This window comes from Stenotrophomonas nematodicola (genome assembly GCF_009467805.1).
GTDB classification, from domain to species: Bacteria; Pseudomonadota; Gammaproteobacteria; order Xanthomonadales; family Xanthomonadaceae; genus Stenotrophomonas; species Stenotrophomonas nematodicola.
Window position 1 is genome coordinate 1,458,194 of the sequence record NZ_WIAY01000001.1, and the last position, 25,709, is coordinate 1,483,902.

General features: G+C 67.9%; 29 protein-coding genes and 1 tRNA gene. 10 read left to right on the plus strand and 20 right to left on the minus strand.

Annotated features, from left to right (window positions below; all coding sequences use genetic code 11):
* Positions 1–10: 10 nt before the first annotated feature.
* Positions 11–1,147 carry a PilT/PilU family type 4a pilus ATPase gene (locus GDJ08_RS06835; RefSeq protein ID WP_017354960.1) on the minus strand — a complete coding sequence of 379 codons (1,137 nt, stop codon included), beginning with the start codon at positions 1,145–1,147 and terminating at the stop codon, positions 11–13.
* 85 nt (positions 1,148–1,232) lie between these two features.
* Positions 1,233–2,270, minus strand: coding sequence for a type IV pilus twitching motility protein PilT (locus GDJ08_RS06840; protein WP_017354961.1), 1,038 nt, complete (start codon positions 2,268–2,270; stop codon positions 1,233–1,235).
* Positions 2,271–2,386: 116 nt separating this feature from the next.
* Between GDJ08_RS06840 and GDJ08_RS06845 the strand changes: the two genes are divergently transcribed.
* Positions 2,387–3,028 carry a YggS family pyridoxal phosphate-dependent enzyme gene (locus tag GDJ08_RS06845; RefSeq protein WP_037590813.1) on the plus strand — a complete coding sequence of 214 codons (642 nt, stop codon included), beginning with the start codon at positions 2,387–2,389 and terminating at the stop codon, positions 3,026–3,028.
* 133 nt (positions 3,029–3,161) lie between these two features.
* A complete protein-coding gene (gene proC / locus GDJ08_RS06850) occupies positions 3,162–3,983 on the plus strand; it encodes a pyrroline-5-carboxylate reductase (protein ID WP_136006506.1) in 822 nt (273 codons plus the stop codon).
* Between the two features lie 6 nt (positions 3,984–3,989).
* Here the strand turns inward: proC and GDJ08_RS06855 are convergent, their stop codons facing one another.
* The gene (locus GDJ08_RS06855; RefSeq protein ID WP_153164544.1) at positions 3,990–4,883 is read right to left on the minus strand and encodes a LysR substrate-binding domain-containing protein; all 894 of its coding nucleotides are present in this window, start codon (positions 4,881–4,883) and stop codon (positions 3,990–3,992) included.
* Between the two features lie 95 nt (positions 4,884–4,978).
* Between GDJ08_RS06855 and GDJ08_RS06860 the strand changes: the two genes are divergently transcribed.
* Positions 4,979–5,581, plus strand: coding sequence for a short chain dehydrogenase (locus GDJ08_RS06860; RefSeq protein WP_153164545.1), 603 nt, complete (start codon positions 4,979–4,981; stop codon positions 5,579–5,581).
* Between the two features lie 45 nt (positions 5,582–5,626).
* On the opposite strand, the gene soxR is transcribed toward GDJ08_RS06860, so the two are convergent.
* Positions 5,627–6,061 (minus strand): redox-sensitive transcriptional activator SoxR, encoded by a 435-nt coding sequence (soxR, locus tag GDJ08_RS06865; RefSeq protein ID WP_017355465.1) that lies wholly within the window; start codon positions 6,059–6,061, stop codon positions 5,627–5,629.
* 90 nt (positions 6,062–6,151) lie between these two features.
* Between soxR and GDJ08_RS06870 the strand changes: the two genes are divergently transcribed.
* Positions 6,152–7,522, plus strand: coding sequence for an MFS transporter (locus GDJ08_RS06870; RefSeq protein WP_136006504.1), 1,371 nt, complete (start codon positions 6,152–6,154; stop codon positions 7,520–7,522).
* Positions 7,523–8,011: 489 nt separating this feature from the next.
* Here the strand turns inward: GDJ08_RS06870 and GDJ08_RS06875 are convergent, their stop codons facing one another.
* The 6 genes from GDJ08_RS06875 to GDJ08_RS06900 form a co-directional block, all read right to left on the minus strand.
* Positions 8,012–9,964: an esterase/lipase family protein gene (locus GDJ08_RS06875; protein WP_017356298.1), complete on the minus strand. Its 1,953-nt coding sequence runs from the start codon at positions 9,962–9,964 to the stop codon at positions 8,012–8,014.
* Entirely contained in the window at positions 9,961–10,938 is a 978-nt protein-coding gene (locus tag GDJ08_RS06880; protein ID WP_017356299.1) for an Lnb N-terminal periplasmic domain-containing protein, read from the minus strand. The genes GDJ08_RS06875 and GDJ08_RS06880 overlap by 4 nt, the downstream gene beginning before the upstream one ends.
* A gap of 144 nt (positions 10,939–11,082) precedes the next feature.
* Positions 11,083–11,310, minus strand: coding sequence for a hypothetical protein (locus tag GDJ08_RS06885; protein ID WP_229296456.1), 228 nt, complete (start codon positions 11,308–11,310; stop codon positions 11,083–11,085).
* A gap of 90 nt (positions 11,311–11,400) precedes the next feature.
* Entirely contained in the window at positions 11,401–12,291 is an 891-nt protein-coding gene (locus GDJ08_RS06890) for a LysR substrate-binding domain-containing protein (protein ID WP_153164546.1), read from the minus strand.
* 47 nt (positions 12,292–12,338) lie between these two features.
* Positions 12,339–13,217 carry an SDR family NAD(P)-dependent oxidoreductase gene (locus GDJ08_RS06895; RefSeq protein ID WP_153164547.1) on the minus strand — a complete coding sequence of 293 codons (879 nt, stop codon included), beginning with the start codon at positions 13,215–13,217 and terminating at the stop codon, positions 12,339–12,341.
* An 81-nt stretch (positions 13,218–13,298) separates the two neighbouring features.
* Positions 13,299–13,694, minus strand: a complete 396-nt coding sequence (locus tag GDJ08_RS06900) for a hypothetical protein (protein ID WP_153164548.1) — start codon at positions 13,692–13,694, stop codon at positions 13,299–13,301.
* 308 nt (positions 13,695–14,002) lie between these two features.
* On the opposite strand from GDJ08_RS06900, the gene GDJ08_RS06905 reads away from it, so the two are divergent.
* Both GDJ08_RS06905 and GDJ08_RS06910 read left to right on the plus strand, forming a co-directional pair.
* Complete coding sequence (locus GDJ08_RS06905; protein WP_153164549.1) at positions 14,003–15,151, plus strand: NucA/NucB deoxyribonuclease domain-containing protein; 1,149 nt, start codon at positions 14,003–14,005, stop codon at positions 15,149–15,151.
* 69 nt (positions 15,152–15,220) lie between these two features.
* Entirely contained in the window at positions 15,221–15,853 is a 633-nt protein-coding gene (locus tag GDJ08_RS06910) for an SMI1/KNR4 family protein (protein WP_165699768.1), read from the plus strand.
* A 42-nt stretch (positions 15,854–15,895) separates the two neighbouring features.
* On the opposite strand, the gene GDJ08_RS06915 is transcribed toward GDJ08_RS06910, so the two are convergent.
* On the minus strand, positions 15,896–16,279 hold the full coding sequence (locus GDJ08_RS06915) for a YbjQ family protein (RefSeq protein WP_153164551.1): 384 nt from the start codon (positions 16,277–16,279) through the stop codon (positions 15,896–15,898).
* Positions 16,280–16,319: 40 nt separating this feature from the next.
* Positions 16,320–16,838 (minus strand): hypothetical protein, encoded by a 519-nt coding sequence (locus GDJ08_RS06920; RefSeq protein ID WP_136005627.1) that lies wholly within the window; start codon positions 16,836–16,838, stop codon positions 16,320–16,322.
* 242 nt (positions 16,839–17,080) lie between these two features.
* Here GDJ08_RS06920 and GDJ08_RS06925 point away from each other — a divergent pair, with 242 nt between their 5' ends.
* Genes GDJ08_RS06925 through GDJ08_RS06935 form a run of 3 tightly spaced genes read left to right on the plus strand, consistent with a single transcriptional unit; the run spans position 17,081 to position 18,746 of the window.
* The gene (locus tag GDJ08_RS06925) at positions 17,081–17,440 is read left to right on the plus strand and encodes an H-NS family nucleoid-associated regulatory protein (RefSeq protein ID WP_136005625.1); all 360 of its coding nucleotides are present in this window, start codon (positions 17,081–17,083) and stop codon (positions 17,438–17,440) included.
* Positions 17,440–17,832 carry a bleomycin resistance protein gene (locus GDJ08_RS06930; RefSeq protein ID WP_017356310.1) on the plus strand — a complete coding sequence of 131 codons (393 nt, stop codon included), beginning with the start codon at positions 17,440–17,442 and terminating at the stop codon, positions 17,830–17,832. The genes GDJ08_RS06925 and GDJ08_RS06930 overlap by 1 nt, the downstream gene beginning before the upstream one ends.
* 8 nt (positions 17,833–17,840) lie before the next feature.
* Complete coding sequence (locus GDJ08_RS06935; protein WP_229296458.1) at positions 17,841–18,746, plus strand: hypothetical protein; 906 nt, start codon at positions 17,841–17,843, stop codon at positions 18,744–18,746.
* A gap of 29 nt (positions 18,747–18,775) precedes the next feature.
* On the opposite strand, the gene GDJ08_RS06940 is transcribed toward GDJ08_RS06935, so the two are convergent.
* The 3 genes from GDJ08_RS06940 to GDJ08_RS06950 all read right to left on the minus strand — a co-directional run bounded on the left by GDJ08_RS06940 (position 18,776) and on the right by GDJ08_RS06950 (position 21,681).
* Entirely contained in the window at positions 18,776–19,234 is a 459-nt protein-coding gene (locus GDJ08_RS06940; protein WP_153164552.1) for a nuclear transport factor 2 family protein, read from the minus strand.
* Between the two features lie 94 nt (positions 19,235–19,328).
* Positions 19,329–19,610, minus strand: a complete 282-nt coding sequence (locus GDJ08_RS06945; RefSeq protein WP_026070808.1) for an excalibur calcium-binding domain-containing protein — start codon at positions 19,608–19,610, stop codon at positions 19,329–19,331.
* An 82-nt stretch (positions 19,611–19,692) separates the two neighbouring features.
* Entirely contained in the window at positions 19,693–21,681 is a 1,989-nt protein-coding gene (locus GDJ08_RS06950; protein WP_229296459.1) for a PEP/pyruvate-binding domain-containing protein, read from the minus strand.
* A 181-nt stretch (positions 21,682–21,862) separates the two neighbouring features.
* Here GDJ08_RS06950 and GDJ08_RS06955 point away from each other — a divergent pair, with 181 nt between their 5' ends.
* The gene (locus tag GDJ08_RS06955) at positions 21,863–22,369 is read left to right on the plus strand and encodes a GNAT family N-acetyltransferase (RefSeq protein ID WP_136005619.1); all 507 of its coding nucleotides are present in this window, start codon (positions 21,863–21,865) and stop codon (positions 22,367–22,369) included.
* A gap of 101 nt (positions 22,370–22,470) precedes the next feature.
* Here GDJ08_RS06955 and GDJ08_RS06960 read toward each other — a convergent pair.
* The 5 genes from GDJ08_RS06960 to mltG form a co-directional block, all read right to left on the minus strand.
* Positions 22,471–22,545, minus strand: a tRNA-Val gene (locus GDJ08_RS06960).
* Between the two features lie 65 nt (positions 22,546–22,610).
* Positions 22,611–22,964, minus strand: a complete 354-nt coding sequence (locus tag GDJ08_RS06965) for a PilZ domain-containing protein (RefSeq protein WP_136005617.1) — start codon at positions 22,962–22,964, stop codon at positions 22,611–22,613.
* Positions 22,961–23,920, minus strand: coding sequence for a DNA polymerase III subunit delta' (locus tag GDJ08_RS06970; RefSeq protein ID WP_136005615.1), 960 nt, complete (start codon positions 23,918–23,920; stop codon positions 22,961–22,963). Before GDJ08_RS06970 ends, GDJ08_RS06965 begins: the two co-directional genes overlap by 4 nt.
* Positions 23,913–24,581, minus strand: a complete 669-nt coding sequence (tmk, locus tag GDJ08_RS06975; RefSeq protein WP_017357548.1) for a dTMP kinase — start codon at positions 24,579–24,581, stop codon at positions 23,913–23,915. Before tmk ends, GDJ08_RS06970 begins: the two co-directional genes overlap by 8 nt.
* Entirely contained in the window at positions 24,578–25,636 is a 1,059-nt protein-coding gene (mltG, locus tag GDJ08_RS06980; protein ID WP_136005613.1) for an endolytic transglycosylase MltG, read from the minus strand. The genes tmk and mltG overlap by 4 nt, the downstream gene beginning before the upstream one ends.
* Positions 25,637–25,709 lie beyond the last annotated feature (73 nt).

A 25,709-nucleotide genomic window follows, 5' to 3' on the forward strand; every position in this document is an offset into this window, starting at 1 on the left:
CCCCGCCGCGTCAGCGGATCTCGGAAATCTCCACCCCATCCAGACCCTGCGACAGCGTGCGCGCGTCGCCGCCCTGCGACAGCTTGATGCGCAGGCGTACTTCGTTCTGCGAGTCGGCGTAGCGCAGGGCATCCTCGTAGCTGATCTCGCCGGCCTGGTACAGCTCGAACAGGCTCTGGTCGAACGTGCGCATGCCCAGCTGCACGGACTCCTTCATCACTTCCTTGAGCTTGTGGATCTCGCCGTCGCGGATGTAATCCTGCACCAGCGGCGTGCCAAGCATGATCTCCATCGCCACCTTGCGCGACTTGCCGTCCGGCGAGGGAATCAACTGCTGGGCCACCACGCCCTTGAGATTCAGCGACAGATCCATCAGCAGCTGGTTGCGGCGGTCCTCAGGGAAGAAGTTGATGATGCGGTCCATCGCCTGGTTGGCGTTGTTGGCATGCAGCGTACACAGCACCAGGTGGCCGGTCTCGGCAAATGCGATGGCGTGGTCCATGCCTTCGCGGGTCCGCACCTCGCCGATCATGATGACGTCCGGTGCCTGGCGCAGCGTGTTTTTCAGCGCCGCTTCCCAGCTGTCGGTATCGATGCCCACTTCACGCTGGGTGATGATGCAGCCTTCGTGCTTGTGCACAAACTCGATCGGGTCTTCGATGGTGATGATGTGCCCGGTGGAGTTGTGGTTGCGGTAGCCGATCATCGCCGCCAGCGAGGTCGACTTGCCGGTGCCGGTCGCGCCGACGAACAGGATGATGCCGCGCTTGGTCATCGCCAGCGTCTTGATGATCGGCGGCAGGCTCAGCTCTTCCACGGTGGGAATGCGCGTCTCGATCCGACGCAGCACCATCCCCACCTGGTTGCGCTGGTAGAAGCAGCTCACGCGGAAACGGCCGACACCGGACAGGCCGATGGCGAAGTTGCATTCGTGGGTCTTCTCGAACTCCTCGCGCTGCGCCGGCGTCATCACGTTGAGCACCAGGTCGCGGCTCTGCTGCGGCGTCAGCGGGGTCTGGGTGATCGGCGAGATCTTGCCGTTGACCTTGATCGCCGGCGGCATGCCGGCGGTGATGAACAGGTCCGACGCCTTCTGGTGCGCCATCAGCTTGAGGAACGAGGTGAAGTCGATGGTGGTGGTGCTCATCGCGGTGTGCTCCGAAGATTGCCAGGTGCCGGCCAGCGGCCGGCACTACCGAACGTATCGAACCGGGCCGGGCCCGGCGCGACCTCTATTCGAAAATGCGCTTGTCCTTGGCGTAATCCTTGGCCTGGTTGCGCGTGATCAGGCTGCGCTTGACCAGGTCCTGGAGATGCTGGTCGAGCGTCATCATGCCCATCTGCTGGCCGGTCTGGATCGCCGAGTACATCTGCGCCACCTTGTCCTCGCGGATCAGGTTGCGGATGGCCGGGGTGCCCACCATGATTTCCCACGCGGCGGTACGCCCGCCGCCGACCTTCTTCAACAGCGCCTGCGAGATCACCGCACGCAGCGACTCGGACAGCATCGAGCGCACCATCGACTTCTCGCCGGCGGGGAACACGTCGATGATGCGGTCGATGGTCTTGGCCGCCGAGCTGGTGTGCAGCGTACCGAACACCAGGTGACCGGTTTCGGCAGCGGTCAGTGCCAGACGGATGGTCTCCAGGTCGCGGAGTTCGCCGACCAGGATGATGTCCGGATCTTCACGGAGGGCCGAACGCAGCGCTTCGTTGAAGCCATGCGTATCGCGATGGACTTCACGCTGGTTGATCAGGCACTTCTGCGAGGTGTGGACGAATTCGATCGGGTCCTCGACGGTGAGGATGTGGCCGTATTCGTTCTTGTTGATGTGGTCGATCATCGCCGCCAGCGTGGTCGATTTGCCCGAACCGGTCGGGCCGGTGACCAGAATCAGGCCCTGCGGCTGGTCGATCAGCTCGCGGAAGATCGGCGGACACGCCAGGTCTTCCAGCGTGAGCACTTCCGAGGGAATGGTACGGAACACCGCACCGGCGCCCCGGTTCTGGTTGAACGCGTTGACACGGAAGCGCGCCAGCGACGGGATCTCGAACGAGAAGTCGACCTCGAGAAACTCTTCGAAATCGCGGCGCTGCTTGTCCGACATGATGTCGTACACCAGCGCATGCACCTGCTTGTGGTCCAGGGCCGGAATGTTGATGCGACGGACATCGCCGTCCACGCGGATCATCGGCGGCAGGCCGGCCGACAGATGCAGATCCGACGCTTTGTTCTTTACGGAAAACGCCAACAGTTCGGCGATATCCATGCGCTGCTACTCCCCATGACTGCTGCGACTGGAAGGTTCTTTCCCCGGGCGGCAGTATAGCGTTCCTGATCTACCGGAATACGCCCGTGTCCGCGCTGCCCCTGTCCACCCTCCTGATGAACCTGCACAACGCGGCCTCGGCCGCCGGGCGGCCAGATCCCCGTCTTCTGGCCGTCTCCAAGACCCAGCCGGCCGACGCGGTCGCCGCACTGGCCGCACAGGGGCAGCGTGCGTTCGGCGAGAACTACGTGCAGGAAGCGGTGGCCAAGATCGACGCGTTGGCCGCGCTGGGCCTGGAGTGGCACCTGATCGGTCACCTGCAGTCGAACAAGGCCGAACTGGCGGCACAGCACTTCGACTGGGTGCAGAGCGTGGATCGGCCAAAACTGGTCGCCGCGCTGGCCGCACATCGCCCGGCCTCCCTCACGCCGCTGAACGTGCTGATCCAGGTCAACATCGACGATGAAGACAGCAAGCATGGCTGCACGCCCGAGGCGATCCCGGCGCTGGCGGCAGCAATCGATGCCGCGCCCACCCTGCGCCTGCGCGGCCTGATGGCCATCCCCGCGCCGTGGCCCCAAGCATCGCGCCGAGCGGCGGCGTTCGAGCGCATGGGCGGGCTGTTCCAGGCACTGTCGGCCACCCATCCGGCGGTGGATACGCTGTCGATGGGCATGAGCGGCGACTACCCCGAGGCCATCGCCCACGGTGCCACCCTGGTCCGCATCGGCACCGCCCTGTTCGGCGCACGCCATTGATCCGAAGAGCGGGGCTCTGCCCCGCGGCTTCCCGCACACGACACCCGCAGCCCCGTGGAACCCGCCGCTACGATCTGCCTCGTACCACGCAGCCGGGTTGCCCCCGGCGCTCCCCTCTGACCAAGGACGCCTCATGACCAGCACTTCGATCACCTTCATCGGCGGCGGCAACATGGCCCGCAGCCTGATCGCCGGCTTGATCCGCCAAGGGGTCGCCCCCGCCCATCTGCATGTCGCCGAACCGGTGGCCGAGCTGCGCAGCCAGCTCACCGCCGACTTCGGCGTGCACACCTACGCGAGCGCCAGCGAAGCCGCCGCGCAGGGGCAGGTCTGGCTGCTGGCGGTGAAACCGCAGGTGCTGCGCGACGTCTGCGCGTCGCTGGAAGAGAGTGCCGCAGCACAGGCCCCCCTGGTGGTCTCCATCGCAGCCGGCATCACCAGCGCGCAGCTGGTGCGCTGGCTGGGGGGCAGCCCGGCGGTGGTCCGCGCCATGCCCAACACCCCCGCCCTGCTCGGCGCCGGCGTCACCGGGCTGTTTGCCACCGCCGGTGTCAGCCACGCCCAGCGCCAGCAGGCCGACACGCTGCTGGCCAGCGCCGGGCGCACGGTCTGGATCGACGACGAAGCGCGGATGGACGCGGTCACCGCCGTCTCCGGCAGCGGCCCCGCGTATGTCTTCCTGCTGGCCGAAGCGATGGAGGCGGCCGCGCAAGCGCAGGGCCTCGCTCCGGATGCCGCGCGCGTGCTGGTTGTGCAGACGCTGCTCGGTGCGTCGCGCATGCTCGATGAATCCGGCGAAGCGCCCGCCGAGCTGCGCCGCCGCGTGACCTCGCCGAACGGCACCACCCAGGCGGCCATCGAATCGTTCCAGGCCGACGGTTTCGAGGCCATCGTCGGACGGGCGATCGAGGCCGCCACCCGCCGCGGCCAAGCGTTGTCGGCCGCCAACGACTGACGGCCCTCAGGCCGGCGCTGCCGCGCCGACGCTGTCCAGCAGAAACGCCACGAAGCTGGACAGCTTCGGCCGCGGCCGGCGATCCGGCAGGTAGGCCAGATGCAACGGACGCGGCTCGGGCAGGTAATCGGCCAGCACCGGCTGCAATCGCCCCGCCGCCACATCCTCGGCCAGCAGCACCGCCGGCTGCAGGATCAGCCCGGCGCCGGCCAATGCGGCGCGACGCAGGCCGTCGCCGTCGTTGCACAGCAGCCGCGAATGCTCCGACCAGTCCTGCTCGGGGTGCCCGCGCAACCGCCAGCCATGCCCCCCGCGCCAGGCCAGGTGGGTCAGGCAATCGTGGTCGCGCAGGTCACCCGGATGCTGCGGAATGCCCTTGCGCGCGAGGTAGGACGGCGCCGCGCAGATCTCCATCGCATACGGCGGCAGCGGTCGCGCCACCCATTCGGCCGACCCGAGCTGGCCCATCCGCACCACCGCGTCGAACTGCTCTTCGATCATGTCCACGCGGCGGTTGTTGAGGTCCAGTTCCACCGTCACCTGCGGATACGCCGCCAGGTAGCGCGCCACCAGCGGCGCCAGCACGCAGCTGCCCCAGGTCACCGGCGCGCTGATCCGCAGCACACCCTGCGGTTGCGCCTGGAGGCCTTCCACACTGGCTTCGGCCTGCTGCACCTGCTCGAGCACCGCCCGGCAGCCGGCCAGGTAATTGCGGCCGGCATCGGTGAGACTCTGGTGGCGTGTGTTCCGCTGCAGCAGGCGCACGCCAAGGTGCGTCTCCAGCTGCTGGATGTACTTGCCGACCATCACTGACGACACCGCCAGCTGCTCGGCGGCGGCGTTGAAGCTGCCCTGTTCAACCACGGCCACGAACGCCTGCATGCAGCGCAACGTATCCATTGGAAACCCCTGCTTTGCAATCTGCAAAGCATACGCCGGTTACCGAACCACTCGCAGCAGCGCAGACTGGGCTTCCCTCACCCGGAGCGAGCCCCATGAAAATTCTGCTTGTCGGCGCCAGCGGTACCCTCGGCCAGGCCGTTGCCGCCACCCTGGGCGCGCACCATGAACTGATTCGTGCCGGCCGGCACGGCGGCGACGTGCAGGTGGACCTCACCGACGATGCCAGCGTGCAGGCGATGTTCGACCAGGTCGGCGCGCTGGATGCGGTGGTCGCCACGACCGGCCGCCTGCACTTCGGTCCACTGGCCGACATGCGTGCCGACCAGTTCAACCTGGGCCTGCAGGACAAACTGCTCGGCCAGGTGCGGCTGGCACTGGCCGCACAGCGCCATCTGCGGGTGGGGGGATCGATCACGCTGACCAGCGGCATCGTCAGCGCCCAGCCGATCCGCGACGGCGCCAACGCCACCGCCGTCAATGCGGCGCTGGAAGGCTTCGTGCGCGGTGCCGCCTGCGAACTGCTGCCGCGCGGGCTGCGCATCAATGTGGTCAGCCCGAACGTGCTGGTCGAGTCGATGGACAACTACGGCGCGTACTTCCCCGGGTTTGAACCGGTGACCGCGCAGCGTGCGTCACTGGCCTACCAGCGCAGCGTGGAAGGTGTGCAGAGCGGCCAGGTGCTTACCGTCTGGTGAGCCGACGCCCAGGCCCGGCCGTGCCGGCCGCTGGCCGCCACCTGTTCATTCCCAGCGCCGCGGGCCGTCGCCCTGCTCGCCCAGTGCATCGCCCGGGTTGGTCAGCCGGCAGCGCTTGAGCGACAGGCAGCCGCAGCCGATGCAGTCGGTGAGCTGGTCGCGCAACAGCAGCAGCTGCTCGATCCGCTGATCCAGCTCACTGCGCCACAGCGCCGACATCCGTGCCCATTCGGCCTTGGTCGGGGTCTTGTTCTCCGGTAGCGCGGCAAAGGCGGCGGAGACGGCCTCCAACGGCATTCCCACCCGCTGCGCGACGCGGATCACCGCCAGCCGGCGCAGTACATCGCGGGCGAAACGGCGCTGGTTGCCCGCCGTGCGCAGACTGCGGATCAGCCCTTTGCGCTCGTAGAAGTGCAGCGCCGATACCGCCACGCCACTGCGCCTGGCCACTTCGCCTACACTCAATTCCTGCGCGATCACTGCTTGACCTCAACCTTGGTTCAGGTGACATCCTGCGCTGTGCGCCGGCGCCCTGCAAGCGCCCTGCCCCCCTGTTGCCTGGATGTTCCCATGTCTTCCGATGTCAGCGTCACCGCGTCCGCCCCCGATCGTGCCCCATCGCCGTCGATCCTGTCCCCGACCTACCGCGCCACCACCATCGGCATGGTCGCCCTCGTGTCGCTGCACGGGTTTGAGGCGTTGGCAGTGGCCGCCGCCATGCCCACTGTCGCGCATGACCTGGATGGCCTGCGGCTCTACGCACTCGCCTTCGGCGGAACGCTGGCCACCAGCGTCATCGGCATGACCCTGGCCGGACGCTGGAGCGATCAGCGCGGTCCGGCGCGGCCGCTGTGGCTGGGTCTGGCCTGCTTCATCGCCGGCCTGCTGGTGGCCGGGCTGGCCCAGCACATGCCGGTACTGGTGCTGGGCCGGCTGATGCAGGGCTTGGGCGCCGGTGCGATCTCGGTGGCGCTGTATGTCCTGGTCGGCCGCACATTTCCAGAGGCAATGCGCCCACGCGTGTTCGCCGCATTTTCCGCCGGTTGGGTGGTGCCTTCGCTGATCGGCCCCAGCATCAGCGGGCTGATCGTGCAGCATCTGGGCTGGCGCTGGGTGTTCCTGGCCGTGCCTCTGCTCGCCATCCCGGCCGCCCTGCTGCTGCGCCCGGCGCTGCGCAAGCTGCCGCCCACCGGCGCCGCTGCCGACAGCCACCCCACGGTGGTGCGTTGGGCCATCGGTGCGTCGATCGGCGCGCTGCTGCTGTATATCGGCGGCCAGCAGTCCGGCTGGGCAGCCCTGGGCCTGCTGCTGCCGGCCCTGGCGTTGCTCGCGCTGTGCAGTTGGAGGCTGCTGCCGCGCGGCACCCTGCGCCTGCATCGCGGCCTGCCCAGCGTGATCGCGTTGCGCGGCATCGCCGCCTCGGCCTTCTTCGGCTGCGAAGCCTTCCTGCCGCTGCTGCTGCAGCGCGAACGCGGCCTGACCCCGTTGCTGGCGGGCGTGGCATTGAGCCTGGGCGCACTGGGCTGGTTCAGTGGCTCGTGGTTGCAGGGCCATCAGCAGCGCGGCTGGTCACGCCGGCAACTGCTGCAGAGCGGCGCCCTGCTGATGTGCGCAGGCATCCTCGCCACATCACTGGCGATCCAGCCCGGCGTGCCGCTGTGGCTGGCGCTGGCCGGCTGGTCGCTGACCGGACTCGGCATGGGCCTGATCTACCCGAGCCTGTCGGTGCTCACGCTGTCACTGTCGCCGCCGGCCGAACAGGGCGCCAACACATCGGCCCTGCAGTTGAGCGAAGCGCTCGGCGTGGCGACCACGCTGGCCATCTCCGGCTCGCTGTTCGCCCTGTTCCTGCAGGGCAACGTGATGGTCGGCTACCTGCTCACCTACGCCATCATGCTGCTCCTCGCCGTGGCCAGCGCAGCCGTGGCACGGCGCGTGTAGCGCCCGGCAACCGTTGAAGGCCCCCCGTAGAGCCGGGTTCTACCCGGCTGCCGTTGAAGTCCCCCGTAGAGCCGGGTTCTACCCGGCTGCCGTTGAAGTCCCCGTAGAGCCGGGTTCCACCCGGCTGCCGTTGAAGTCCCCCGTAGAGCCGGGTTCCACCCGGCTGCCTTTCGCATCGGCCCATCGCAGCGGGGCAGAGCCCCGCTCTACGGGTGCGCGCCCAACCGCGCGCCGGGTTCCACCCGGCAACCGTTGAAGGCCCCTGTAGAGCCGGGTTCCACCCGGCAACCGTTGAAGTCCCCCGTAGAGCCGGGTTCCACCCGGCTGCCTTTCGCATCGGCCCATCGCAGCGGGGCAGAGCCCCGCTCTACGGGAGCGCGCCCAACCGCGCGCCGGTTTCCCTCCGGCAACCGTTGAAGGCCCCTGTAGAGCCGGGTTCTACCCGGCTGCCCTTCGCATCGGCCCATCGCAGCGGGGCAAAGCCCCGCGCTACGGGTGCGCGTCGCCCACTTCCTTGAGGTCCTCGCGCAGGATGCGGCGGATTTCCAGCACGGCCTGCGGGGTTTCCTGCACGCTGTGGCCGGAGATGATCACCTTCTCCGACACCGCCCCCTCCAGATGCGCGCTCCAGTACGGCACCAGCCCGTCGTCGGACTGTTCCAGCGGCACCTCGGGTTTGCGCTGGGCGATGATCGAGTGGTACTTCAGCCCCGGCATGATCGGCAGCGCACCGGCCGCCTTCACGAATGGATCGCTGGCCTTGAGGTTGTCGATGCTGTTGGGAATCTGCAGCTTGGTCGGCTGCGCCGACTGCGTCTCGGCCTGCTGCAGGGTCTGGAACACATCCTCGAACTTGCCCAGGAGGGTGATCGGCAGGCGCACCAGCCGCCCGATCAGGCGACCGATCCGGTTGCCGGCGATGTCGGTGCCCTTGTGCGGCGCGGCGATGAAGATCGCACGCTCCACGCTGGGCTCGGCGGTGAAGTGCAGCAGTGGCCCGAGCTTGGCCTCCACCCGCTTCAGCCGTTCGCCCTTGAGATCGTAGTTGGCCAGAAGCTGGTCCCACAGTGCGTCGCCGGATGAGGTCACCAGCAGGCGCGCCAGCACGCCGCCCATGCTGTGGCCGATGAACACCATGTCTTTGGAGGCCGGGCTGCTGCCGGTGGGATCGAAGTGTTTCAGCGTGTTGTTGAACGCCTGGTTGATCTCGAACCGGTTCAACGCGATCGGCGCATTGGTCGGGTAGTACACCTGCCACACCTGGAAATGCCGGCGTAGCTCAGGATCGCCCATGACCTCGTTGGCCACGTTGACCCACGCCTCCGGACTGCTGCCCAGGCCGTGCAGCATGAAGATGATGCGGCGGTTCGGGTCCCACGGCTGCATCAGGTACATGTGCGGCTCGGCGATGCCTTCGCTCAGTCCGAACAACGTGCGCAGCGACTGCGTGGCGAATCCCGACTGGGCCAGCCACATGCCGTAGGCGGCCGTGAAGTTGCCGGCCAGCGGCACCTTCTCGCCGTGCAGGTCCACGCTTTCGGTGGACTCCGGCGAGTACACATCGAACAGCACCTGGGTGGTATCCAGCACCTGCTGCAGGGTATCGCCCTTGAAGCGCAGCAGGGCGGTGGCATTGATCGCCGACATCTCGCTGTACTGCGGAATCGCGGCCTTCTGGCCGTCCGCCGGCGCCACCAGCTTGGGCGGGTCCATCACCACCACCAGTTCGGCGCCGAAACCATCACGGCGATACGTGCTGCGCAGCCCGGCGAAGCTCACCGAGGAGGCCGAGACCATGCTGGTGGGGATGCTGGGCATCCGCAGTTCATCGAAGTCCGAGGTCAGCGTCCAGCGCTCGCCGGCCACTGGTGCGTTGTAGTCCTCGCCTTCCAGCGCGCGCGCGCGGGCACGTTTGAACACTACCGCCGCCGTCTGTTCGGCAGCGTAGTTGTAGTAGTCGCGAACCTGGGTCTGCCGGTCCTCGAACGCGCGATCGGACGGCGTACGCCCGCTGAAGAAGAGGTAGGCATAGGCATAGCGTGCCGCTTCCAGCCACGCATCCAGCGCCGCATCGGACATCGGGTGTTTGTCGCGGTCCTTCGGCTTGGGGCTCAGGCCCAGCGCCGTCTTCACCCACAGCTCGGACAGCGCCGACAACCGCTGTTCCTCGGGCAGGACCACGGTGTCCTCGAGCGTCTTCTGGCAGGCCACCGTGTCCTTGGCGCACAGATCCTCATCCAGGCCGATGACGCTCAGCGTTTCCTGCGAGGCGGCGCTCAACTTGCCTGACGTCAGTACGTCGCCGCGCTTGTTGGCCAGGTAGTCGGTAGGCGCCACCTGTTTCATCGTCACCATCGCGCAACCGCTGGACAACAGCAGCGACAGCACCATCGCCAGCAACGGCAGCACGCGCCGCGACAGGCCATTCACACGCAGCATCATGGTTCGATTCCTTGCTCGATGCCGGGGACACCGCGGCGGATCTGGCGGGAGAAATCGGGCGCGTCGCCGGCGGCGCGGGCCCGTTCAGTAATGCGCCCACGCGCCTTCAGCGTGGCGAACGGCACGCCTGGGGTCAGCACGCCCAGATCGCGCGCGTACTCGGCGAAATAGCCCGATACCAGCAGCCGGTAGTCCAGTGGCAGGCCCGGCGCGATCTGCCTGGCCAGTTCGTAGACGATCGTGGTGCAGTTGCTGGTCAGCGTGTTGTAGAACGCCGGTGCGGCATCCAGCTTGCGCGCCTCGCCCAGGTAGGACACGAACAGCCCCTTGAGCTGCTCCCGGGTCATGCCCTGCAGGCGGTACAGATACACATCTTCGCCACGCACATTGCTGCGCACGCGCACGATGTCGGTTTCCTCCGACGCCACCAGGGTCATTTCGAACTTGCGGAAAAAGCCGCCCAAGGCCGAGAACGACTCGCCCCGCTCCTTGCGGATCTCCAGCGAGAACACCAGGTAGCGGCCATCGGCGAAGCCAAAGGACACCAGCGTGTGCGCGATCGTCGGGCCCATCCAGTAGGACAGGATCAGATCGGCAGAGCGCAACTGGTCGAGGTCATAGGCGCGGCGCTCCCAGCGCACATCGTGATCGTCCTCGCTGCGCCAGGTGAAGTTGCGCACGTTGTCGAGCACCACGTGGTTGCCATCGAACGCGACCACCTTGAGCCGCTGGGCGACATCGTCGGCCCAGACCCGGTCCTGGCGCGGCGCCACCAGCAGCCACCACACCCCGGTCACCACCAGCACCGTCACGAACACCGGCCCCGGCCAACGGCCGGCGCGGGCGCGGCCCACCGCCACCGCAGTACCGACGGCAAACAACGCCCAGGCCCCGACCACCCCGTAACGCACCCACGCGGGCCCGGGGAACTGGAAGGCCAGCCAGCCGCTCACCCACAGGGCCGCCACCAGCATCAGGGCGGCCAGCCCCCATCGTCCTGCTTTCTTCACACGCGTCGTTCCGTCGTTGATGATCCGGGGCGCTAGTTAGCCACAACCCCGCCGAAGGCAACACGTTTGCGTGTTCAGGTTTGTCGGGGCCGCATCAGAATGGGCCGCTCAGTCGCGCCGGCGAGGACCGCCTGCAACCTTCTGCCACGGCGCCATGCCCTTTCGCCCATGCAGCAGCGGACGCTTCAACGGCGGGCGACGCGGCAGCGCGATGCCCACGCCCGGAGCGGGAGCGTCATCGCGGCGCAGCGCGTCGGCGCGCTCGCCGACCAGCAGCGCGGCGATCTCCACCAGACCGTCGCGCATCACGCGGCTCGCAGCCTGCAAGGGATTCATGGGGGTCTCCAGCAGCAGTGGGGACGATCCACGTTACGGCCGTGCGTGCGTACGCGCCGTGGAGGGCATGTGGCATCCGCATGAATGCGGCTATTTCCCTGCCGTCATCGCCGCTGCCTGCATCCATTGCTGCAGCGCCGGCGCCCGCTCACCGCCACGCAGGCACAACTGCAGATCGAACGACGCGTCCGCATCGGCCAGCGGCTGGTAGTGGATATCCTCCGCGCGGAAGCCGCGCATGCTCGCCGGCACGATCGCGATGCCCGCGCCGACCGCCACCAGCGACAGCACCGCATGCATGCCGTGCGCCTCCTGCACCACATGCGGCACGAAGCCGGCGGCAGCGCACAGCCGCACCACCTGCGCATGGAAGCCCTGTCCTTCGCGCGCGGGCCACAGTACGAACGGCTCCGCGGCCAGTGCGGACAAGGCAAGGGAGGCATCGCCGGCACGCGGATGGCTTCGCGGCAACGCGATCGCCAGCCGGTCCGTATCGAACGCGCGCAGCTGCATGTCGCCGGCCTCGTGCACCGGTGGAATCAGCACCCCGACATCCAGCCGCTGCCCGCGCAGCAGCGCGACCTGGCGTGCGGACGTCGCCTCGATCAGTTCCAGCCGCACCTGTGGATGGCTGACCCGGAACGCACGGATCACCCGCGGCAGGCGCCCGTACAGCGCACTGCCCACATACCCCACCCGTACCGTACCGGTGCGCCCGGCCGCCGCATCACGGGTGGCCACCAACGCATGGTCGGCCTGCTGCAGGGTCGCGCGTGCCTCCTCCAGCAGCACCTTGCCGGCCGCAGTCAGTCCCAGCGTGCGGTTGCCACGTTGGATGAGCTCGCTGCCGATCGCTTCCTCCAGCCGCCGGATGGCCGCGGTCAACGGCGGCTGCGACATGTGCAGGCGCGCGGCCGCACGGTGGAAGTGCAGCTCCTCGGCGACGGCGACGAACTGACGGAGCTGGCGGAGATCGACCATGTGCGATGTTGTCCCGGAACACAGCCCCAAGCGTAAACCGCGTGCGGTCAGCGTGGCTCGATCGTCGCCTGCGCAATCGCCGGCCACTGCGCGGCCACCGCCTCGACGCTGTCGGCGCTCACCGCGTGCAGATCGCGCGGATAGGTGACTGCGACCGCTTCCACGTTCCGCGTGGCATGGAACTGGCCATTGCTGGCACGCAGGATCCAGCCCCCCTCACGGCACGCGGCCGATGCGAGGAACGCCGCACCCGGCGCCACCGCGGCCGGGTGCAGTTCATCCGGCTCGCCCTGAATACCCCACATCCGGGTCTTGGCCACCGGCGACACGGCATTCACCACGATGCCATGCGCCGCGCCCTCGTCGGCCAGCACATTGACGATGCCCACTGCGGCGAGCTTCGCTGCTGCGTATGCCGCCAGTCCCTTCTGCACGTACTGCGGATACAGCGCGCGGTCGGACGTGGTCAGCACGATCCGCCCGTAACCGGCGGTCCGCATCGCCGGCCAGGCCGCTTGCGCCAGCCACAGCGGGGCCTTCGCCGCGATGGCCATCATCGGGTCGAAGCCGTCTTCGTCCAGCGCATCGATCGGCTGGTACTGCACCCATCCGGCGTTGTGGATGATGAAGTCCAGCCGGCCGTGCTGCTGCAGGATGGCCGCCACCCGCGCGTGGCAGTCGCTGCGGCTGGCGATGCCTGCGGACTCCGCCTGCACCGTCAGGCCCTCTCCGTCCAACTGCGCGGCCGCCATCGCGATCCGCTGCGGATCGCCGCCCGTGCCATCCATCCCGGCCCCCACGTCCTGCATCACCACGTGCGCGCCACGCTGGGCCAGCAGCCGGCTGTACGCCAGGCCGAGGCCACCGGCGGCACCGGTGATCAGACCGACCTGGCCATCGAAAGAAATCCTGTTGTGTGCTCTCATCCGCACAGCATCGGTTGGACGGCGTCGCCGCATCCAATACCTGTTGCGTGCCGCCGCGATACGTGGCGCGTATCGTGCCGCTCAGCTGGCGCCAGGGAGCGGCCGGCGGCGAAGCCGCCAGATGACATACGCAATGGCCAACCACAGTGCGATGTACAGCCCCAGGTACAGCAGCGTCGGCATTGCGGTATGCGCCCTGATTCGGGCCAGCACCCGCCACGTATCCACGCAGAAGGTCCCCACCCCCACCAGCATCGCCAGACCGCCCAGCCCGGTACCCAGCCACCGCGCCCAGGCATGCCGGCGCACCAGCAGCAGAGGGGCCACCACCAGCAGCACCAGCGCGAGCAGCATCAGGGTCATCCCGGTCAGCATGCCGGTGAAATCCGAGGCCATCGCCGGCATCGGCAGGCAGGCCACCACGGCCGCGCAGACGCGCAAGCAGGACGAGGAAACCCGGGGAACGGTCGTCGGCATCATTTTCCTTTGAACGGCGGACGCAGGCATGCGGCGCGGGGCGGCCGCCTCAATCATAGCCGCAGCCCGTCGCACCAGAACGTGCCGAATGCGGCACAGCATGGATCGGAACGGGTTCACAGCATCGGCCCTGCGGCCGCAGGGTGAGGCATCCGAAGCGTGCCAGTAGTCGTAAACGACATACATGGCCCGTCACGCTTCGCATTCGCCCCGCACTTTCCCTACATAGCACCTCCCGGGTTTCGGCGTATCACCCACGGCACTGCACGCCGCCGTGCGCCTGTCGCCGTTGCACCCAAGGAGCCCACATGAACCGCACACCGCTTGCACTGGCGCTGGTCGCCCTGCTTTTCAGCGTCTCTGTGAACGCACGCGAAGACGACGACTGCCCGTCCGACGCGCAGATGATCGCCAGCATGTCGATGGCCGAGCTTCGGCAGTACGAGGCCGCGCTGGAGAATCCAGAGCTTCCCTTCGACGAGGTCTGCAAGGACGCCAGCGACCAGGACGAAGCAGACGCTGCAGGCTCGCGCCTGCACTACTGCGTCAAGCGAACTGCACCCTATTCCTCCCACAACCCCGACACCGGCCAGACCGAGACCGCCACTGTGACGCTGTACGGCTACGTGTCCCTGCCCCGAAACGGCCAGACATGGATGCATCGCGTCCGCGTGGTGTTCGATGCCGTGCAGGGCAATGCAATGTCCGGCTTGGTCGTTGTTCCCGAGCTCTACTGCGGCAGCTGCACCGACAGGCAGCCCTTCGCCCCCCTCACGTTGTCGGGCCCGGGCACGTTCGACTTCGCCGTTCCCCTGGGATTCGATACCGATGAGGGAAAGACCGGCCAGGACACCCAACTGGTGCTGTCGCGCTTCAACAATGACCAGTCATTGATCCAGAGTTCGGCGCCAACGCTTCGCTGCGACAAAGTAGCCAGGAGCAGTACGTCCGGGTGTCGATTCGCCGACTACCCTGCCGTCTTCGAGGTAAGCCTGAGCGATCCCGATACGGATGAGTCGGCCGAGCACATCAAGGTTGCACAGTCGACGCTCCCCGGCACGATCGGCAGGTGGCATGAAAATCCTGATGCACGGGGTGTACCTGGTTGCACAGTCGATACTGCCGGGAACATAGGCTACTGGCATCACGATGCTTGGCTGAGAGGCGCGGCACTGACACGAACGAGTGACGCCAGACTAAACACCGCCAACCGCACTGCAGCCGGGAAACTGTGTCGCACGCGATTTCCAGAGAGCGCGGGCGCTGGACTGAACTGTGACGAATACCCGTTCGCAGCAACGAACCAGGGCGCCTCTGTCGTGCCGGAATCGTCCATGTCGGTACGCTACATTCTTGGCGAAGGCAATCAGAAGGTCGGGCGCAGACTGGGCAACTTCTTCTGCACCGCGGCACGCGTGCTCGATGGTGAGCAGTTCCGGGTGAAGGTCGTCGAGTAATGCGAATGAGACGTCGCGCGAACGCAGCGGCGCACCAGTCATTGATCGGAGACGGTAACGATGATGGCAATGGATGAGCTGATGCAGGCAATGAACACTGCTGCAATCGCGCACTGGAGAGCCTCGCCAGCAGAGGCGCACGTCGACCTTGGGCTGAGTCCATTCCTCGCAACGCACCCGGATTCCGCACTGGCCGATCTGGCGCGACGCTGCCTGTCGGGGGATGTCGTCTGGCTCGGAATGCCCCCCGCATCCAAGGCCAGCATTCTCGCCGCAGAGGCGCGGCTTGGGATCTCGCTTCCGCCAAGCTACAAGCAGTTTCTGTCTGTCAGCAATGGGTTTTTGATGCCCGGCAACTACATCAGCACCTTGCTTCCGGTCGAGTTGATCCAGCCATTCGGCAATGAGAACGCGACGATTGCCTCCGACTGGAGGAGCATGCTTGAAGAGGAGGCATCGGAGGATGAGCCGTGGCTGATGGCACGTCTTGGCGACGCGATTCAGCTGTCCGGGCCGCCCGGCAAAGGTGAAGACTTCGTCTTGCTGGATCCAACGTTCATGCATCCTGGCGAAGAGAACGAAATCGTGACCTACTGGACACAATTGCAGGAGCATCACAGCAGCTTCGTCGCCTACCTTGAAAGCGCGCTGGCCGGCTTGTTGAATCTGACTGCGTTTCTTCAGAAGGGAACAGATCGTTGAACGCAACTGCGGCGTACCGCTTCCGGTACGCCGCACGGTACCTCACCGGCTGGTCGGCTCCACCACCACCGCCGTCCCGTAGCACAGCACCTCGGTCAACCCGGTCATGATGTCGGTCGCGTCATAGCGCATGGCGATGATTGCGTTGGCACCCAGCAGCCGCGCGTGCCTGGCCATGTCGCGGTAGGTTTCCTCGCGCGCCTGCTCGCACAGCTCGGTGTAGATGGTGATGTTGCCGCCAAACAGCGTCTGCAGGCTGCCAAGGACGTTGCCCACGATCGAGCGCGAGCGCACGGTAATGCCGCGTACCACGCCGAGACTGCGCACCACGCGGAAGCCGGGCAGTTCCATTGCCGTGGTCACCATCGAATCGTCTAGCCGGGGGGCGGCAGGCGGATGTGCGCTGTTGTTGTAAGGGTCTGCCATTGCGTCTCTCTGGTGACTGCGGGTACGGCTGTACGCGGTGTCAGCGCGGTTGCGAGGCGCGGGTCAGCGCGTCGGCAACCAGCTGCCGCAGCAGCGGCTGCGCGTCGGCCCGCATCTCGGCAGCCACCGTGTTCTGCAGCGCGTTGAAACGCGCCGCGTGCGGTGAGCGGGTCCCTTGCGATGCCAGCGAATGCAGCGCGTCCGCGGAGAAGTGCCGGGCATAGATTGCCGCCAGCATGCCGTCCCAGCGGGCCTGGTAGGCCGGCAGCAGGCGGCCGATCTCCGCCTGCACGCGCTGCGTCGCGGCATCGGCCCCGGTCTGTTCGACCATCGACGCGAACGTGGTGGTGCTGCGTGCCGCCTCGTCGGCGAGCTGCGCCAGCCCCTTGCCGAGCCTGAAGCGCGCGACCAGCGCCGCTGCGGGGTCGGCAGACGCCGTCGGGGCGGAGGGCACACCCGTCCTTGTTGCCGTCGATGGCGCCTCACCACAGCCTGCCAACGACAGCCCCGCCAGCAACGCCGCCACGTGTACAGAACGCACGCATGCCCGGAACGTCATTCCAACCTCCATGCAGGGACGACTGCCACACCGTGCATCCGTTGCGACGCACTCGAGCGCGACAGCCCGATCCCCCTATTGTGCCCCATCCCGATGCCGCCGCCGGGTCCACCGGCCCCACTGCCGGGTGGCTCCGGCCGCGTCCGCTGCGTGGCAACGCGCGGTCATCGTGCCGCCCGCCACGGTTTCACAGGGACATTTGCTATCGTGCCGCCCGTCAGCTCCCGCTTCCCTGGATTCGCATGCCCCGTAAACCGCCCGCCTCCGCCTCCCCGGCCGCCCTGCTGCGGGTAGCTACCAAGGAGGCGTATGAGCGCGTCCTCGTGCTGCTCAACGCCAGTTTCGCCGACTTCAGCCCGGAACAGCAGCGCAGGATCCGGGCCGCCGTGGCCGTTGAGCACTCGACCCACCCCGGCCCCCGCGCCAAGCCCGCCAAAGCGGCGGCAGAGGCGCCGCCACGCTACTGGCTGCCGCACAGCCAGGTCACCTGGTCCGGCCGCGGCCGCGTGCCCCAGGCCTTCCTCGCCTGGGAAGGCACCGTGGCCCATACCGAATGGAAAAAGCACCACCCCGACGAACGCTTCCCGGCGTACCCGGGCTGATGGACGCAGACGCGCATCAGACGGTCATTCCGCAACTGCGCATGACCGACGCCACCCTCAGCGTGCCGTTCTATCAGCGGCTCGGGTTTGCCGTTGACTGGGAGCACCGGTTCGCCGACGGCATGCCGCTGTTCGTGCAGATCAGCCGCGCAGGGCAGCAGGTGTTCCTCAGCGAGCACGCCGGTGATTGTGAGCCGGGCGGCGCGGTGTACTTCCGCGTGGCGGACGTGGATGCCGTGCATGCGGCGTTCGTGGCGGCCGGCGCGCCGGTGTTGCGCGCGCCGGCAGACATGCCGTGGGGCGGGCGCGAGATGATGGTGGTCGATCCGGACAACAACCGGCTGCGGTTTGCGACGATGCCCGCCGCCGAATCACGCAGCGGTTCACGATGAGTCGCGGCATGAAGATGCGCACCGCCGTGGGTACGCACGGCACCCTGCACCGTGTTGACGACCTGCAGAAGCGCCATGACACAAAACAGACCCTGCCCACCCTGCTGTGTGACAGCCCGGGGTGCGGCGTTCCGGTGACGTTCGTGCCCGGGCACAGCAGGCGCCACGCCGGTCATGCCGAGCCCGTGCACATGCCGGCCTACATCGACCTGGGCAAGGAAGCCGAGCACCGCCCCGGCTGCCGGTACGATGCGCCGGCGCACCTGCAGGCCCTGCTCGCCGCCGGCGCCGATGCCGACTTCCTGCCCCCGCTTGGCGAAGGAACGCACGAGCTGCGGCTGTTGCTCCTGCAGCAGGGCCTGAAACGTGGCGGTGCTGAGCATCACGGCGCGGACCCGGTACTGGCGGGCTACCTGCGCACCCTTGCCGATCTGCTCATCCTGCGCGCGATGTGCGGCAGCGACACGCTGCTGGCGACGCACCTGACCCTGCGCCTGGGCAAGAAGAAGGTCGACTGGAGCAGCTTCTTCTACACGCAGGACCGGTACGACGAGGCCTGGGAACGGCTGGGCGCGACATCCACCGACCTGCCCCTGGCGCTGGTCGGCACGGTCCGCTCGCACCGCGCCACCCAGCCTGGTTCGGTGTACCTCAACTGCGCACCGAAGTACCAGCATACCGGCGTGACCGACCGCAGGGATTTCTATGAAATCAGCGTCGGGCACAGCGATGCGGCGTGGCTGCAGTCCTTCCCGGTGGGGACGGAAATCGTGATGTTCGGGCTGTGGCGCCAGGGCAGAACCACCACCTCGTCCCGGCCCCATCCCACCGACCCGCGCCGTACCATCACCAACGTGACCCACAAGCTGGCCTTGTGGCCCAGCGTGAAGCACCAGCTGGTGCGGGTGGCGTAAGCATCGGCGACGCGCGCCCGCGCCCTGCGTCAGGGCTGCGGGATGCGCGTCGACGCCGGCTTGCTGTACCAGAGCGCGTTGACGATGATCCAGCGTTCGCCGAATCGCCCCATGTGGAAGTAGTCCACGAACCACGGCGTCTCCAACCGCACCGAGGCCGCATCGGCCGTCACATCCAGCACGCGGCAGCTGCGGTTCCACTGCTCCCTCGGGGTCTTCAACGCACCCTGGCGGGTGAGCTCCACCAGTTCCTCCCTGCTCATGCGGCGCAGGCCCAGCCGCTCGTCCGGGGTATCGCCCAGCACCCTGCGCTTGGCCAGGTCCGGGTGCAGCGACCGCGCCACCCGGTCCGGGTCCGCCTCCAGTTGGCCGTCCACATAGTCCAGGCAGGTGGCCTCGATGGCCGCCAGTGTGGCGGCATCCGGCGCGGACGGCGTGTTCGCTGCCACGGCAGCGACAGCGGCAATCAGCAGGGCAAGCGCGGGCATCGTTGTTCCAGGCGGTGAGCAAGGGTGACCGCATTGAACGCCATTGCCCGCCGGCTCTGCCAGTGCCCCGGGTCGCTCACCGTGATCCGGTCACTCACCCGCACCACTGCTGCTCACACGGGATGCCGTCGTTGTCCCCGTCCATCTGCGTACCGGGACAGTTCTGGATGAAATACGTGGCCTCTTCGCACGAGCGCATGTGCGAGCAGTGCGTGCGGCCATCGCAGCTGTAGCGCGCAGGCGCTGCCGTGGCAGGTTCAGGTGCAGCCCAGGCGCTGCGGGAGGTTCCAACATCGGCAAGGTCAACGTGCCTGAGCTTGCTGTAGCCGTACGCGGCGACCAGGCACAGTACCGCGCCGATAATGATCTTCTTCATCGTCCCTGGCTCCCCCTGATCTGGCTGGAGCATAGGCAAGCACAGGACGGCCGGCAAGCGGGCGTGGGCAGGCAGCCGCCCGTCAGCGCGCGCTTCCGTCCACATAGGGTCGCGACTGCAGCATCAGCACCTCATCGCCCACCACGGCCCACTCGATGTCCTGGTCCACGCCGCCCAGTGCCTGCTTGGTGGTTGTTCCGATCCTGGCCAGCCGCGCGATCAGCGCATCGGTCAGGACCTGCCGCGAGCCGGTGATGGGCACCTCGCGGACGCCACCCGCGGCGTTGGCCACCAGTTGGGTATCCTCGGCCGACCGGCTCAGCACCTGCACCGCCTTGGACCAGCTGGAGTACATCACCTGCTCGGCCTGGCGCTTGCCTTCCACCACGCGGATGCCCAGACCGCGCTTGGCCGAAATGTAGGTGATGTGGCGGCGCGCGGCATCGAAGGGGTCACGGGTGATCATCACACCGGAACTGTCTGAAGGCGCGGCGCGCTGGACCAGTACCGCCATCGCCACGGCATCCTGCTGCAGCCCGGCGGCCGTGCGCGCTTCGTATGCCTCGAAGTTGTAGACCGATGCCCACACCGTCTGCACGGCCTTGGCCAGGTCATCGGCGCGGGTCACGTTGGGAACGGTGGTGTACAGCCCGGCACCACTGAAACCGGGCAGGTCCTCGGAGTTGGACGAGCTGCGCACGAACACACCGCCTCCCTGCAGCTGCTCGCGCCAGCGGGCCTCCAACGTGCGGATGAAGGCCGGATCGGGCGCGGCATTGGCGATCTCGGCACGCAGCGTGGCCAGCGCCTCGCGGCGCACGTCCGGGTCTGTGCCGAAGCCGGGGCGCCGCTGCAGCGCGTGCAGCCGCTCGTCGATCTGCAGCCGCTGCATCATCGCCTGGTAGTGCGAGAACGGGATGCAGAAACCGTCCGGCACGCGCGCGGCGGGCGGCAGCGCGGTTTTCAGTGTGCCCAGGTTGGCCGCCTTCACCCCGCAGTGGGAACTGTCGCGCGCACGCAGGGACGCCAGCGGCTTGAGCGCCACCACCGTCAGGTCCGGGCGGGGCAGATTGCGTGCCGCCGGGCGGACCGCCGTGGCGGAAGGCGTTCTGGCCGGGCGCGCCAGCGGCGTAACCCGGTAGTTGTTGGCGGTCACCTCCAGCGTCACCCAGCGCCCGTCATATTGGCGCAGCGCATTCTGCGCGTCGGCCACGTATGCGTTGGGGATGCCCCAGCCCTTGGCCAGCAGGTTGACGTGCGACAGCAGCGTGGACGGTCGCTGCGTCACCAGGCCGGCCACCGGTGCCAGCGCGATCGGCACCTCATCCAACACCGGAATATCGCGCGGCGACAGCGTGCGCAGCTGCTGCTCGGAACGCACGATGCGCAGCCGGCCTTCCGCGCGGCCGGTGTTCAGCGGCAGGAAGCGCTGCTCGCGCAGCAGGGCCTCCTGGCTGACGTAAGGCAGCTTCATGGTGCTGGCCAGCTGCTCGTGCCGGGTGGAGTTGGTCTTGAAGCGGATGGGGTCGCGGAACGAGGCGCGCACCACCTGGTCGGTCTGCAGCAGCAGGGGCGCGGTGAGCTGGTCGCCCTCCCAGAACTCGTAGGTGTAGCCCGGCAGATCCTGCTGCCAACTGATCGTGCCGAACAGGAAGCGCCGCTGCGGATCGCGGTACTGCGCATTGAGCGTGGCCTTGTCCATGCCCGGCAGCAGCCGCTGGCGGCGTACGAACTGCTCGTGCAGCGCAATGCGCGGGGTGTTGATGTAGTAGATGCGCGCCGCGTTGCGCCGGTCGATCACGAAGATCAGGTGCGGCATTTCCAGCGCGGTGCCTGCGTTGTACACGCGCGCGAGCTGCATGAACTGGGCGCGGCTGTCGATGCGCGACAGGTAATCCGGTCCCTCGGCCACCGGCGTGGCGGACGTATCGCTGCCCTGCCGGTACTCGTAGGGCGACGGTTTGCGCGCGGTCTGCGCCAGCGCGGGAGCGACACACCCCAGCAGCAATGTGAGAACGGCGACACGTGCCCACAGGGGTCGTACAGCAGAGGTCGTACAGGCTCGTTCCATGATGCCGGTGCGGGAATGAAGTGGGTGGATCATAAGGCAGTCCCGCCCGCGCTGCCGGAACTGGGGTCCGGGCCAGGCATGCGCCGGCCCGGGCACCTGATTGTCGCGGTTTGGCACCCACCCGACGTGGTGGCGCGCGGCTGGGAGATACTGCGAGGCCCACGCCAAGGAGCGGTTCGTGATGCCACCGTTGAGAATGCCCACCGCCTCGGTAGCCGACACCGACACCCTGTTCCGGCTGATGCAGCTGTACTACTTCGACGCATCCCGGTGGAGCGGCGAGAACATCCAGCCCGACGGTCTGTACGACTGCACACGAAGCGATGTCGAGGCCACCCTGCGCGAGCAGCCGACGTGGGCGCGATTGCTGTGGTGGGAGGACACGCTGTGCGGCTTTGTGCTGGTGGACGACGTCGCGTTCCAGGGCCAACCGATACGCGAGCTGGCCGATCTGTTCGTCCTGCCCACACACCGGGGCAAAGGCATCGCCACCGCCGTCGTTGCGGCGCTGGTCACGCCGCAGAGCGGGCAATGGTTGCTGGCCACCTGGCGCAGGGATCTGCAGGCGAAGGCGTTCTGGCAGCGGAACCTGCCGAGGATGGGCGTGGAGGTCACCGTTCCTGTACAGGACGACGAATCCGACTTCGATATTCGCCTCATCCGGCGCGCCGGCATGACGCCGGACTGATCCTGCAGGCCTGCGTCGCGGCGGCGGGTGTGATCGCGCTGCCCGCCGGGTTCACGCCAACAAAAAAGCCCCCGTTTCCGGAGGCTTTTTCGACTGAATTATGGTGGGCGGTGCAGGGTTCGAACCTGCGACCCTTGCCGTGTGAAGGCAATGCTCTACCGCTGAGCTAACCGCCCGGTGCTGCTGAGCCGCTCATTATAGGGCGGCAAATTTTCACGTCAACGGTTTTCCTGAAATTTCTTCACATCGTGTGCGTGGGCTTGTCCGAGGTGATGATGCCGGCCAGCAGCGTCTCGATCTTGTGCCGTACGGCCTCGCCTTCGGTGCCTTCGGCGAGCTGTACGCCGATGCCGGCGGCGCGGTTGCCCTGCGCACCGGCCGGGGTCACCCAGATCACCTTGCCGGCCACCGGCAGGCGCTCGCTGGAGTCCGGCAGGGTCAGCAGCAGGAACACCTCGTCGCCGAGGAAGTAACGCTTGGGCGTGGGCACGAAGATGCCGCCGTTCTTCACGAACGGCATGTATGCGCTGTACAGCGCGGCCTTGTCCTTCACGGCCAGGGACAGGATGCCCTGGCGGGCGTTGGTGGCGCTCATGCTCTAGTTCCCCTTGGGTGCCGCTCGTTGACCTTGTTCCAGGCCAACAACAATTCCACCACCGCCAGATCGGCGCGCACGGTGGTGCGCAGCAGGTCGCGGGTTCGGTTGGCGGCGTCGAACCACGACGCCAGCTTGTGCAATCGGTCCGGATCGGTCAAGCCGCCGCCCGCCGCCTGGGCCAGCGCGAGGTCGGCGGCATGGCGCAGGCGCAGCGCGCCGTGCTCGTCGCCGGTCCAGCGCTGGGCCAGTTCCACCGCGCCGGCGCGGCCGGCCACCAGCGATTCCAGATCGGTGGCCACCTGGCGGCGCAGCGCCAGGCCATCTTCGCGCAGCCAGTCATCGGCCAGGCCGGGATGACCGCGCGCGGCGTCGAGGGCTTCGCGCGCACTGGCGTCGCTGTGGCCCTGCGCCTGCAGCCACGCCAGTGCTTCCTCGCGCGGCGGCAGCTTGAACTCCAGCCGCTGGCAGCGGCTGCGCACGGTCGCCGGCAGGCGCGCCGGGTCGCTGCTGATCAGCCACAGGTAGCGGCCGGGCTGCGGCTCTTCGAGGGTCTTGAGCAGCGCGTTGCAGGCGGCGCGATTGATCGCATCGGCCGGATCGACGATCACGACCTGGGCAATGCCGTACTGCGGGGTGAGCGCCAGCTTCTGCGAGATCTCGCGCACCTGCTCGATCACGATCTCGGTGCGCAGCTTGTCGCCGGACTTGTTGGGAATGAACGAGATCAGTTGCAGGTCCGGGTGGGTACCGGCGGCAATCAGCTGCGCGCTGCGCTTGGCCGCCGCCGGTTCGCCACGCCCGAGCACATGTTCGGCCAGGCGAAGCGCAACCGCGCGCTTGCCCAGCCCGGCCGGGCCGCAGATGAGCAGGCCGTGGCCCAGGCGGCCGGCATCCAGCGCGGCCACGGTCTGGTCGTAGGCGCGCTGCTGCCAGGGTGAGAACGTATCAGTCATGGGCAGGCTCCTGTGCCAGCCACGCGTCCACCGCGGCCACCACCGACCGCGCCACGCCGGCCTGGTCCTGGCCGGCGTCGATCAGGCGGAAACGCGCGGCGTCATCGCTGGCGCGCTGGCGGAATACCGCGCGCACCCGCTGGAAGAAATCGTCCTGCTCGCTCTCGATGCGGTCCGGCCACAGATCGCGGCCATTGGCGCGGGCGCGGCCCACGGCCACGTCCACATCCAGCAGCAGGGTCAATCCCGGCAGCAGGCCGACGGCGCGGCGCTCGAGGTCGGCAATCCAGGCCGCATCGAGGCCGCGTCCGCCGCCCTGATAGGCGTAACTGGAATCAGTGAAACGGTCGCTGATGACGTAGGCGCCGCGTTGCAGGGCTGGCTGGATCACCTCGCGCACATGCTGGGCGCGCGCGGCGAACACCAGCAGCAGCTCGGCTTCGGCCGACAGCGGCTCGGCGGCGATCTCCGCATCGGGGGTGAGCACCAGCGCGCGGATGCGCTCGGCCAGCGGCGTGCCGCCGGGCTCGCGGGTCAGCAGCACCTCGTGGCCCCGCGCGTGCAAGGCATCGCGCAGGGCGTTGATGGCCGTGGTCTTGCCCGCGCCCTCGCCGCCTTCCAGGCTGATCAGGCGCGGGTGGCGCAGCAGCGAAACCGTCATTGCGGTGCCGCCTGGCTGCGCTGCTGGCGCAGCTGCTGCAGGTAACGCGCGACCGCGGCGTTGTGGTCGGTGTAGTTGGCCGAGAACACATGCGCGCCGCTGCCGTCGCCAACCGCCACGAAATACAGCGCGTCGCCGGCGGCCGGCTGCGCGGCCGCATGCAGGGCGTCGCGGCCGGGCATGGCGATCGGGGTCGGGGTGAGGCCGGCGCGGGTGTAGGTGTTGTACGGCGTGTCGGTGGTCAGGTCGCGCTTGCGGATGTTGCCGTCGTAGCGGCTGCCGATGCCGTAGATCACCGTCGGATCGGTCTGCAGGCGCATGCCGATCTTCAGGCGGCGCACGAACACGCCGGCAATCTGGGGGCGCTCGCTGGGCAGCGCGGTTTCCTTCTCGATGATCGAGGCGAGGATCAGCAGCTCATACGGTGAATTCAGCGGCAGATCGTCGGCGCGGCTGTCCCACGCGGCGGTCAGCGCCTTCTCCATTGCGGCATGGGCGCGCTTGAGCACGTCCAGGTCGCTGTCGCCACGCTGGTAGACGTAGGTCTCCGGCAGGAAGCGGCCTTCGGGGTGCTCGCCCGGGAAGCCCAGCGCCTTCATCAGCGCGGCGTCGTCCATGTCATCGGTGGTGTGGCGCAGCGGATCGGCACGCTTGAGCGCGGCGCGCACCTGGCGGATGTTCCAGCCTTCGACGATGGTCAGCCGGTGCTGAAGCACGCGGCCCTGACGCATGCGGATGAGCAGTTCGCGCGGGGTGAGGCCGGCGTCGAGCGCGTACTCGCCCACCTTGAGCTTGCCGGCGGCATCGAGCTGGCGTGCCAGCAGTGTCCACTGGGTATCGTTGCCTTCGTCCACACCGGCAGCACGCAGCTTGCCCAGCACCGTATTCAGGCCATCGCCGGAGGCGATCACCACGCTGGACTGGTCCGGGGTGATCGGCGCGTCGGCAAAGCGGCTCTGGTCGTGCCAGAACCAGGCACCCACTGCCGCCAGCACCAGGCCGCCCAGCAGCAGCACCGCCAGCACGGCCAGACATCCCCGCTTCGCACCCGCCATGTTCACCTCGTGTCGTTATTCAGTGCGCGGCACCGGCCAGCGGCCGGCACCCCGTCGGACAGCATACCGTGGC

What these genes read in the sequence shown, in the direction of transcription:
- GDJ08_RS06835 (WP_017354960.1), bottom strand. Translation starts at nt 1,147, where the DNA reads ATGAGCACCACCACCATCGACTTCACCTCGTTCCTCAAGCTGATGGCG.
- mltG (WP_136005613.1), bottom strand. Translation starts at nt 25,636, where the DNA reads ATGGCGGGTGCGAAGCGGGGATGTCTGGCCGTGCTGGCGGTGCTGCTG.
- GDJ08_RS06855 (WP_153164544.1), bottom strand. Translation starts at nt 4,883, where the DNA reads ATGGATACGTTGCGCTGCATGCAGGCGTTCGTGGCCGTGGTTGAACAG.
- GDJ08_RS06945 (WP_026070808.1), bottom strand. Translation starts at nt 19,610, where the DNA reads ATGAAGAAGATCATTATCGGCGCGGTACTGTGCCTGGTCGCCGCGTAC.
- GDJ08_RS06870 (WP_136006504.1), top strand. Translation starts at nt 6,152, where the DNA reads ATGTCTTCCGATGTCAGCGTCACCGCGTCCGCCCCCGATCGTGCCCCA.
- GDJ08_RS06910 (WP_165699768.1), top strand. Translation starts at nt 15,221, where the DNA reads ATGGATGAGCTGATGCAGGCAATGAACACTGCTGCAATCGCGCACTGG.
- GDJ08_RS06890 (WP_153164546.1), bottom strand. Translation starts at nt 12,291, where the DNA reads ATGGTCGATCTCCGCCAGCTCCGTCAGTTCGTCGCCGTCGCCGAGGAG.
- GDJ08_RS06920 (WP_136005627.1), bottom strand. Translation starts at nt 16,838, where the DNA reads ATGACGTTCCGGGCATGCGTGCGTTCTGTACACGTGGCGGCGTTGCTG.
- GDJ08_RS06875 (WP_017356298.1), bottom strand. Translation starts at nt 9,964, where the DNA reads ATGATGCTGCGTGTGAATGGCCTGTCGCGGCGCGTGCTGCCGTTGCTG.
- GDJ08_RS06935 (WP_229296458.1), top strand. Translation starts at nt 17,841, where the DNA reads ATGAAGATGCGCACCGCCGTGGGTACGCACGGCACCCTGCACCGTGTT.
- GDJ08_RS06895 (WP_153164547.1), bottom strand. Translation starts at nt 13,217, where the DNA reads ATGAGAGCACACAACAGGATTTCTTTCGATGGCCAGGTCGGTCTGATC.
- GDJ08_RS06905 (WP_153164549.1), top strand. Translation starts at nt 14,003, where the DNA reads ATGAACCGCACACCGCTTGCACTGGCGCTGGTCGCCCTGCTTTTCAGC.
- GDJ08_RS06860 (WP_153164545.1), top strand. Translation starts at nt 4,979, where the DNA reads ATGAAAATTCTGCTTGTCGGCGCCAGCGGTACCCTCGGCCAGGCCGTT.
- GDJ08_RS06900 (WP_153164548.1), bottom strand. Translation starts at nt 13,694, where the DNA reads ATGCCGACGACCGTTCCCCGGGTTTCCTCGTCCTGCTTGCGCGTCTGC.
- GDJ08_RS06880 (WP_017356299.1), bottom strand. Translation starts at nt 10,938, where the DNA reads ATGCTGGTGGCGGCCCTGTGGGTGAGCGGCTGGCTGGCCTTCCAGTTC.
- GDJ08_RS06915 (WP_153164551.1), bottom strand. Translation starts at nt 16,279, where the DNA reads ATGGCAGACCCTTACAACAACAGCGCACATCCGCCTGCCGCCCCCCGG.
- GDJ08_RS06970 (WP_136005615.1), bottom strand. Translation starts at nt 23,920, where the DNA reads ATGACTGATACGTTCTCACCCTGGCAGCAGCGCGCCTACGACCAGACC.
- proC (WP_136006506.1), top strand. Translation starts at nt 3,162, where the DNA reads ATGACCAGCACTTCGATCACCTTCATCGGCGGCGGCAACATGGCCCGC.
- GDJ08_RS06940 (WP_153164552.1), bottom strand. Translation starts at nt 19,234, where the DNA reads ATGCCCGCGCTTGCCCTGCTGATTGCCGCTGTCGCTGCCGTGGCAGCG.
- GDJ08_RS06950 (WP_229296459.1), bottom strand. Translation starts at nt 21,681, where the DNA reads ATGGAACGAGCCTGTACGACCTCTGCTGTACGACCCCTGTGGGCACGT.
- GDJ08_RS06965 (WP_136005617.1), bottom strand. Translation starts at nt 22,964, where the DNA reads ATGAGCGCCACCAACGCCCGCCAGGGCATCCTGTCCCTGGCCGTGAAG.
- GDJ08_RS06925 (WP_136005625.1), top strand. Translation starts at nt 17,081, where the DNA reads ATGCCCCGTAAACCGCCCGCCTCCGCCTCCCCGGCCGCCCTGCTGCGG.
- GDJ08_RS06845 (WP_037590813.1), top strand. Translation starts at nt 2,387, where the DNA reads ATGAACCTGCACAACGCGGCCTCGGCCGCCGGGCGGCCAGATCCCCGT.
- GDJ08_RS06955 (WP_136005619.1), top strand. Translation starts at nt 21,863, where the DNA reads ATGCCACCGTTGAGAATGCCCACCGCCTCGGTAGCCGACACCGACACC.
- GDJ08_RS06930 (WP_017356310.1), top strand. Translation starts at nt 17,440, where the DNA reads ATGGACGCAGACGCGCATCAGACGGTCATTCCGCAACTGCGCATGACC.
- GDJ08_RS06840 (WP_017354961.1), bottom strand. Translation starts at nt 2,270, where the DNA reads ATGGATATCGCCGAACTGTTGGCGTTTTCCGTAAAGAACAAAGCGTCG.
- GDJ08_RS06885 (WP_229296456.1), bottom strand. Translation starts at nt 11,310, where the DNA reads ATGAATCCCTTGCAGGCTGCGAGCCGCGTGATGCGCGACGGTCTGGTG.
- tmk (WP_017357548.1), bottom strand. Translation starts at nt 24,581, where the DNA reads ATGACGGTTTCGCTGCTGCGCCACCCGCGCCTGATCAGCCTGGAAGGC.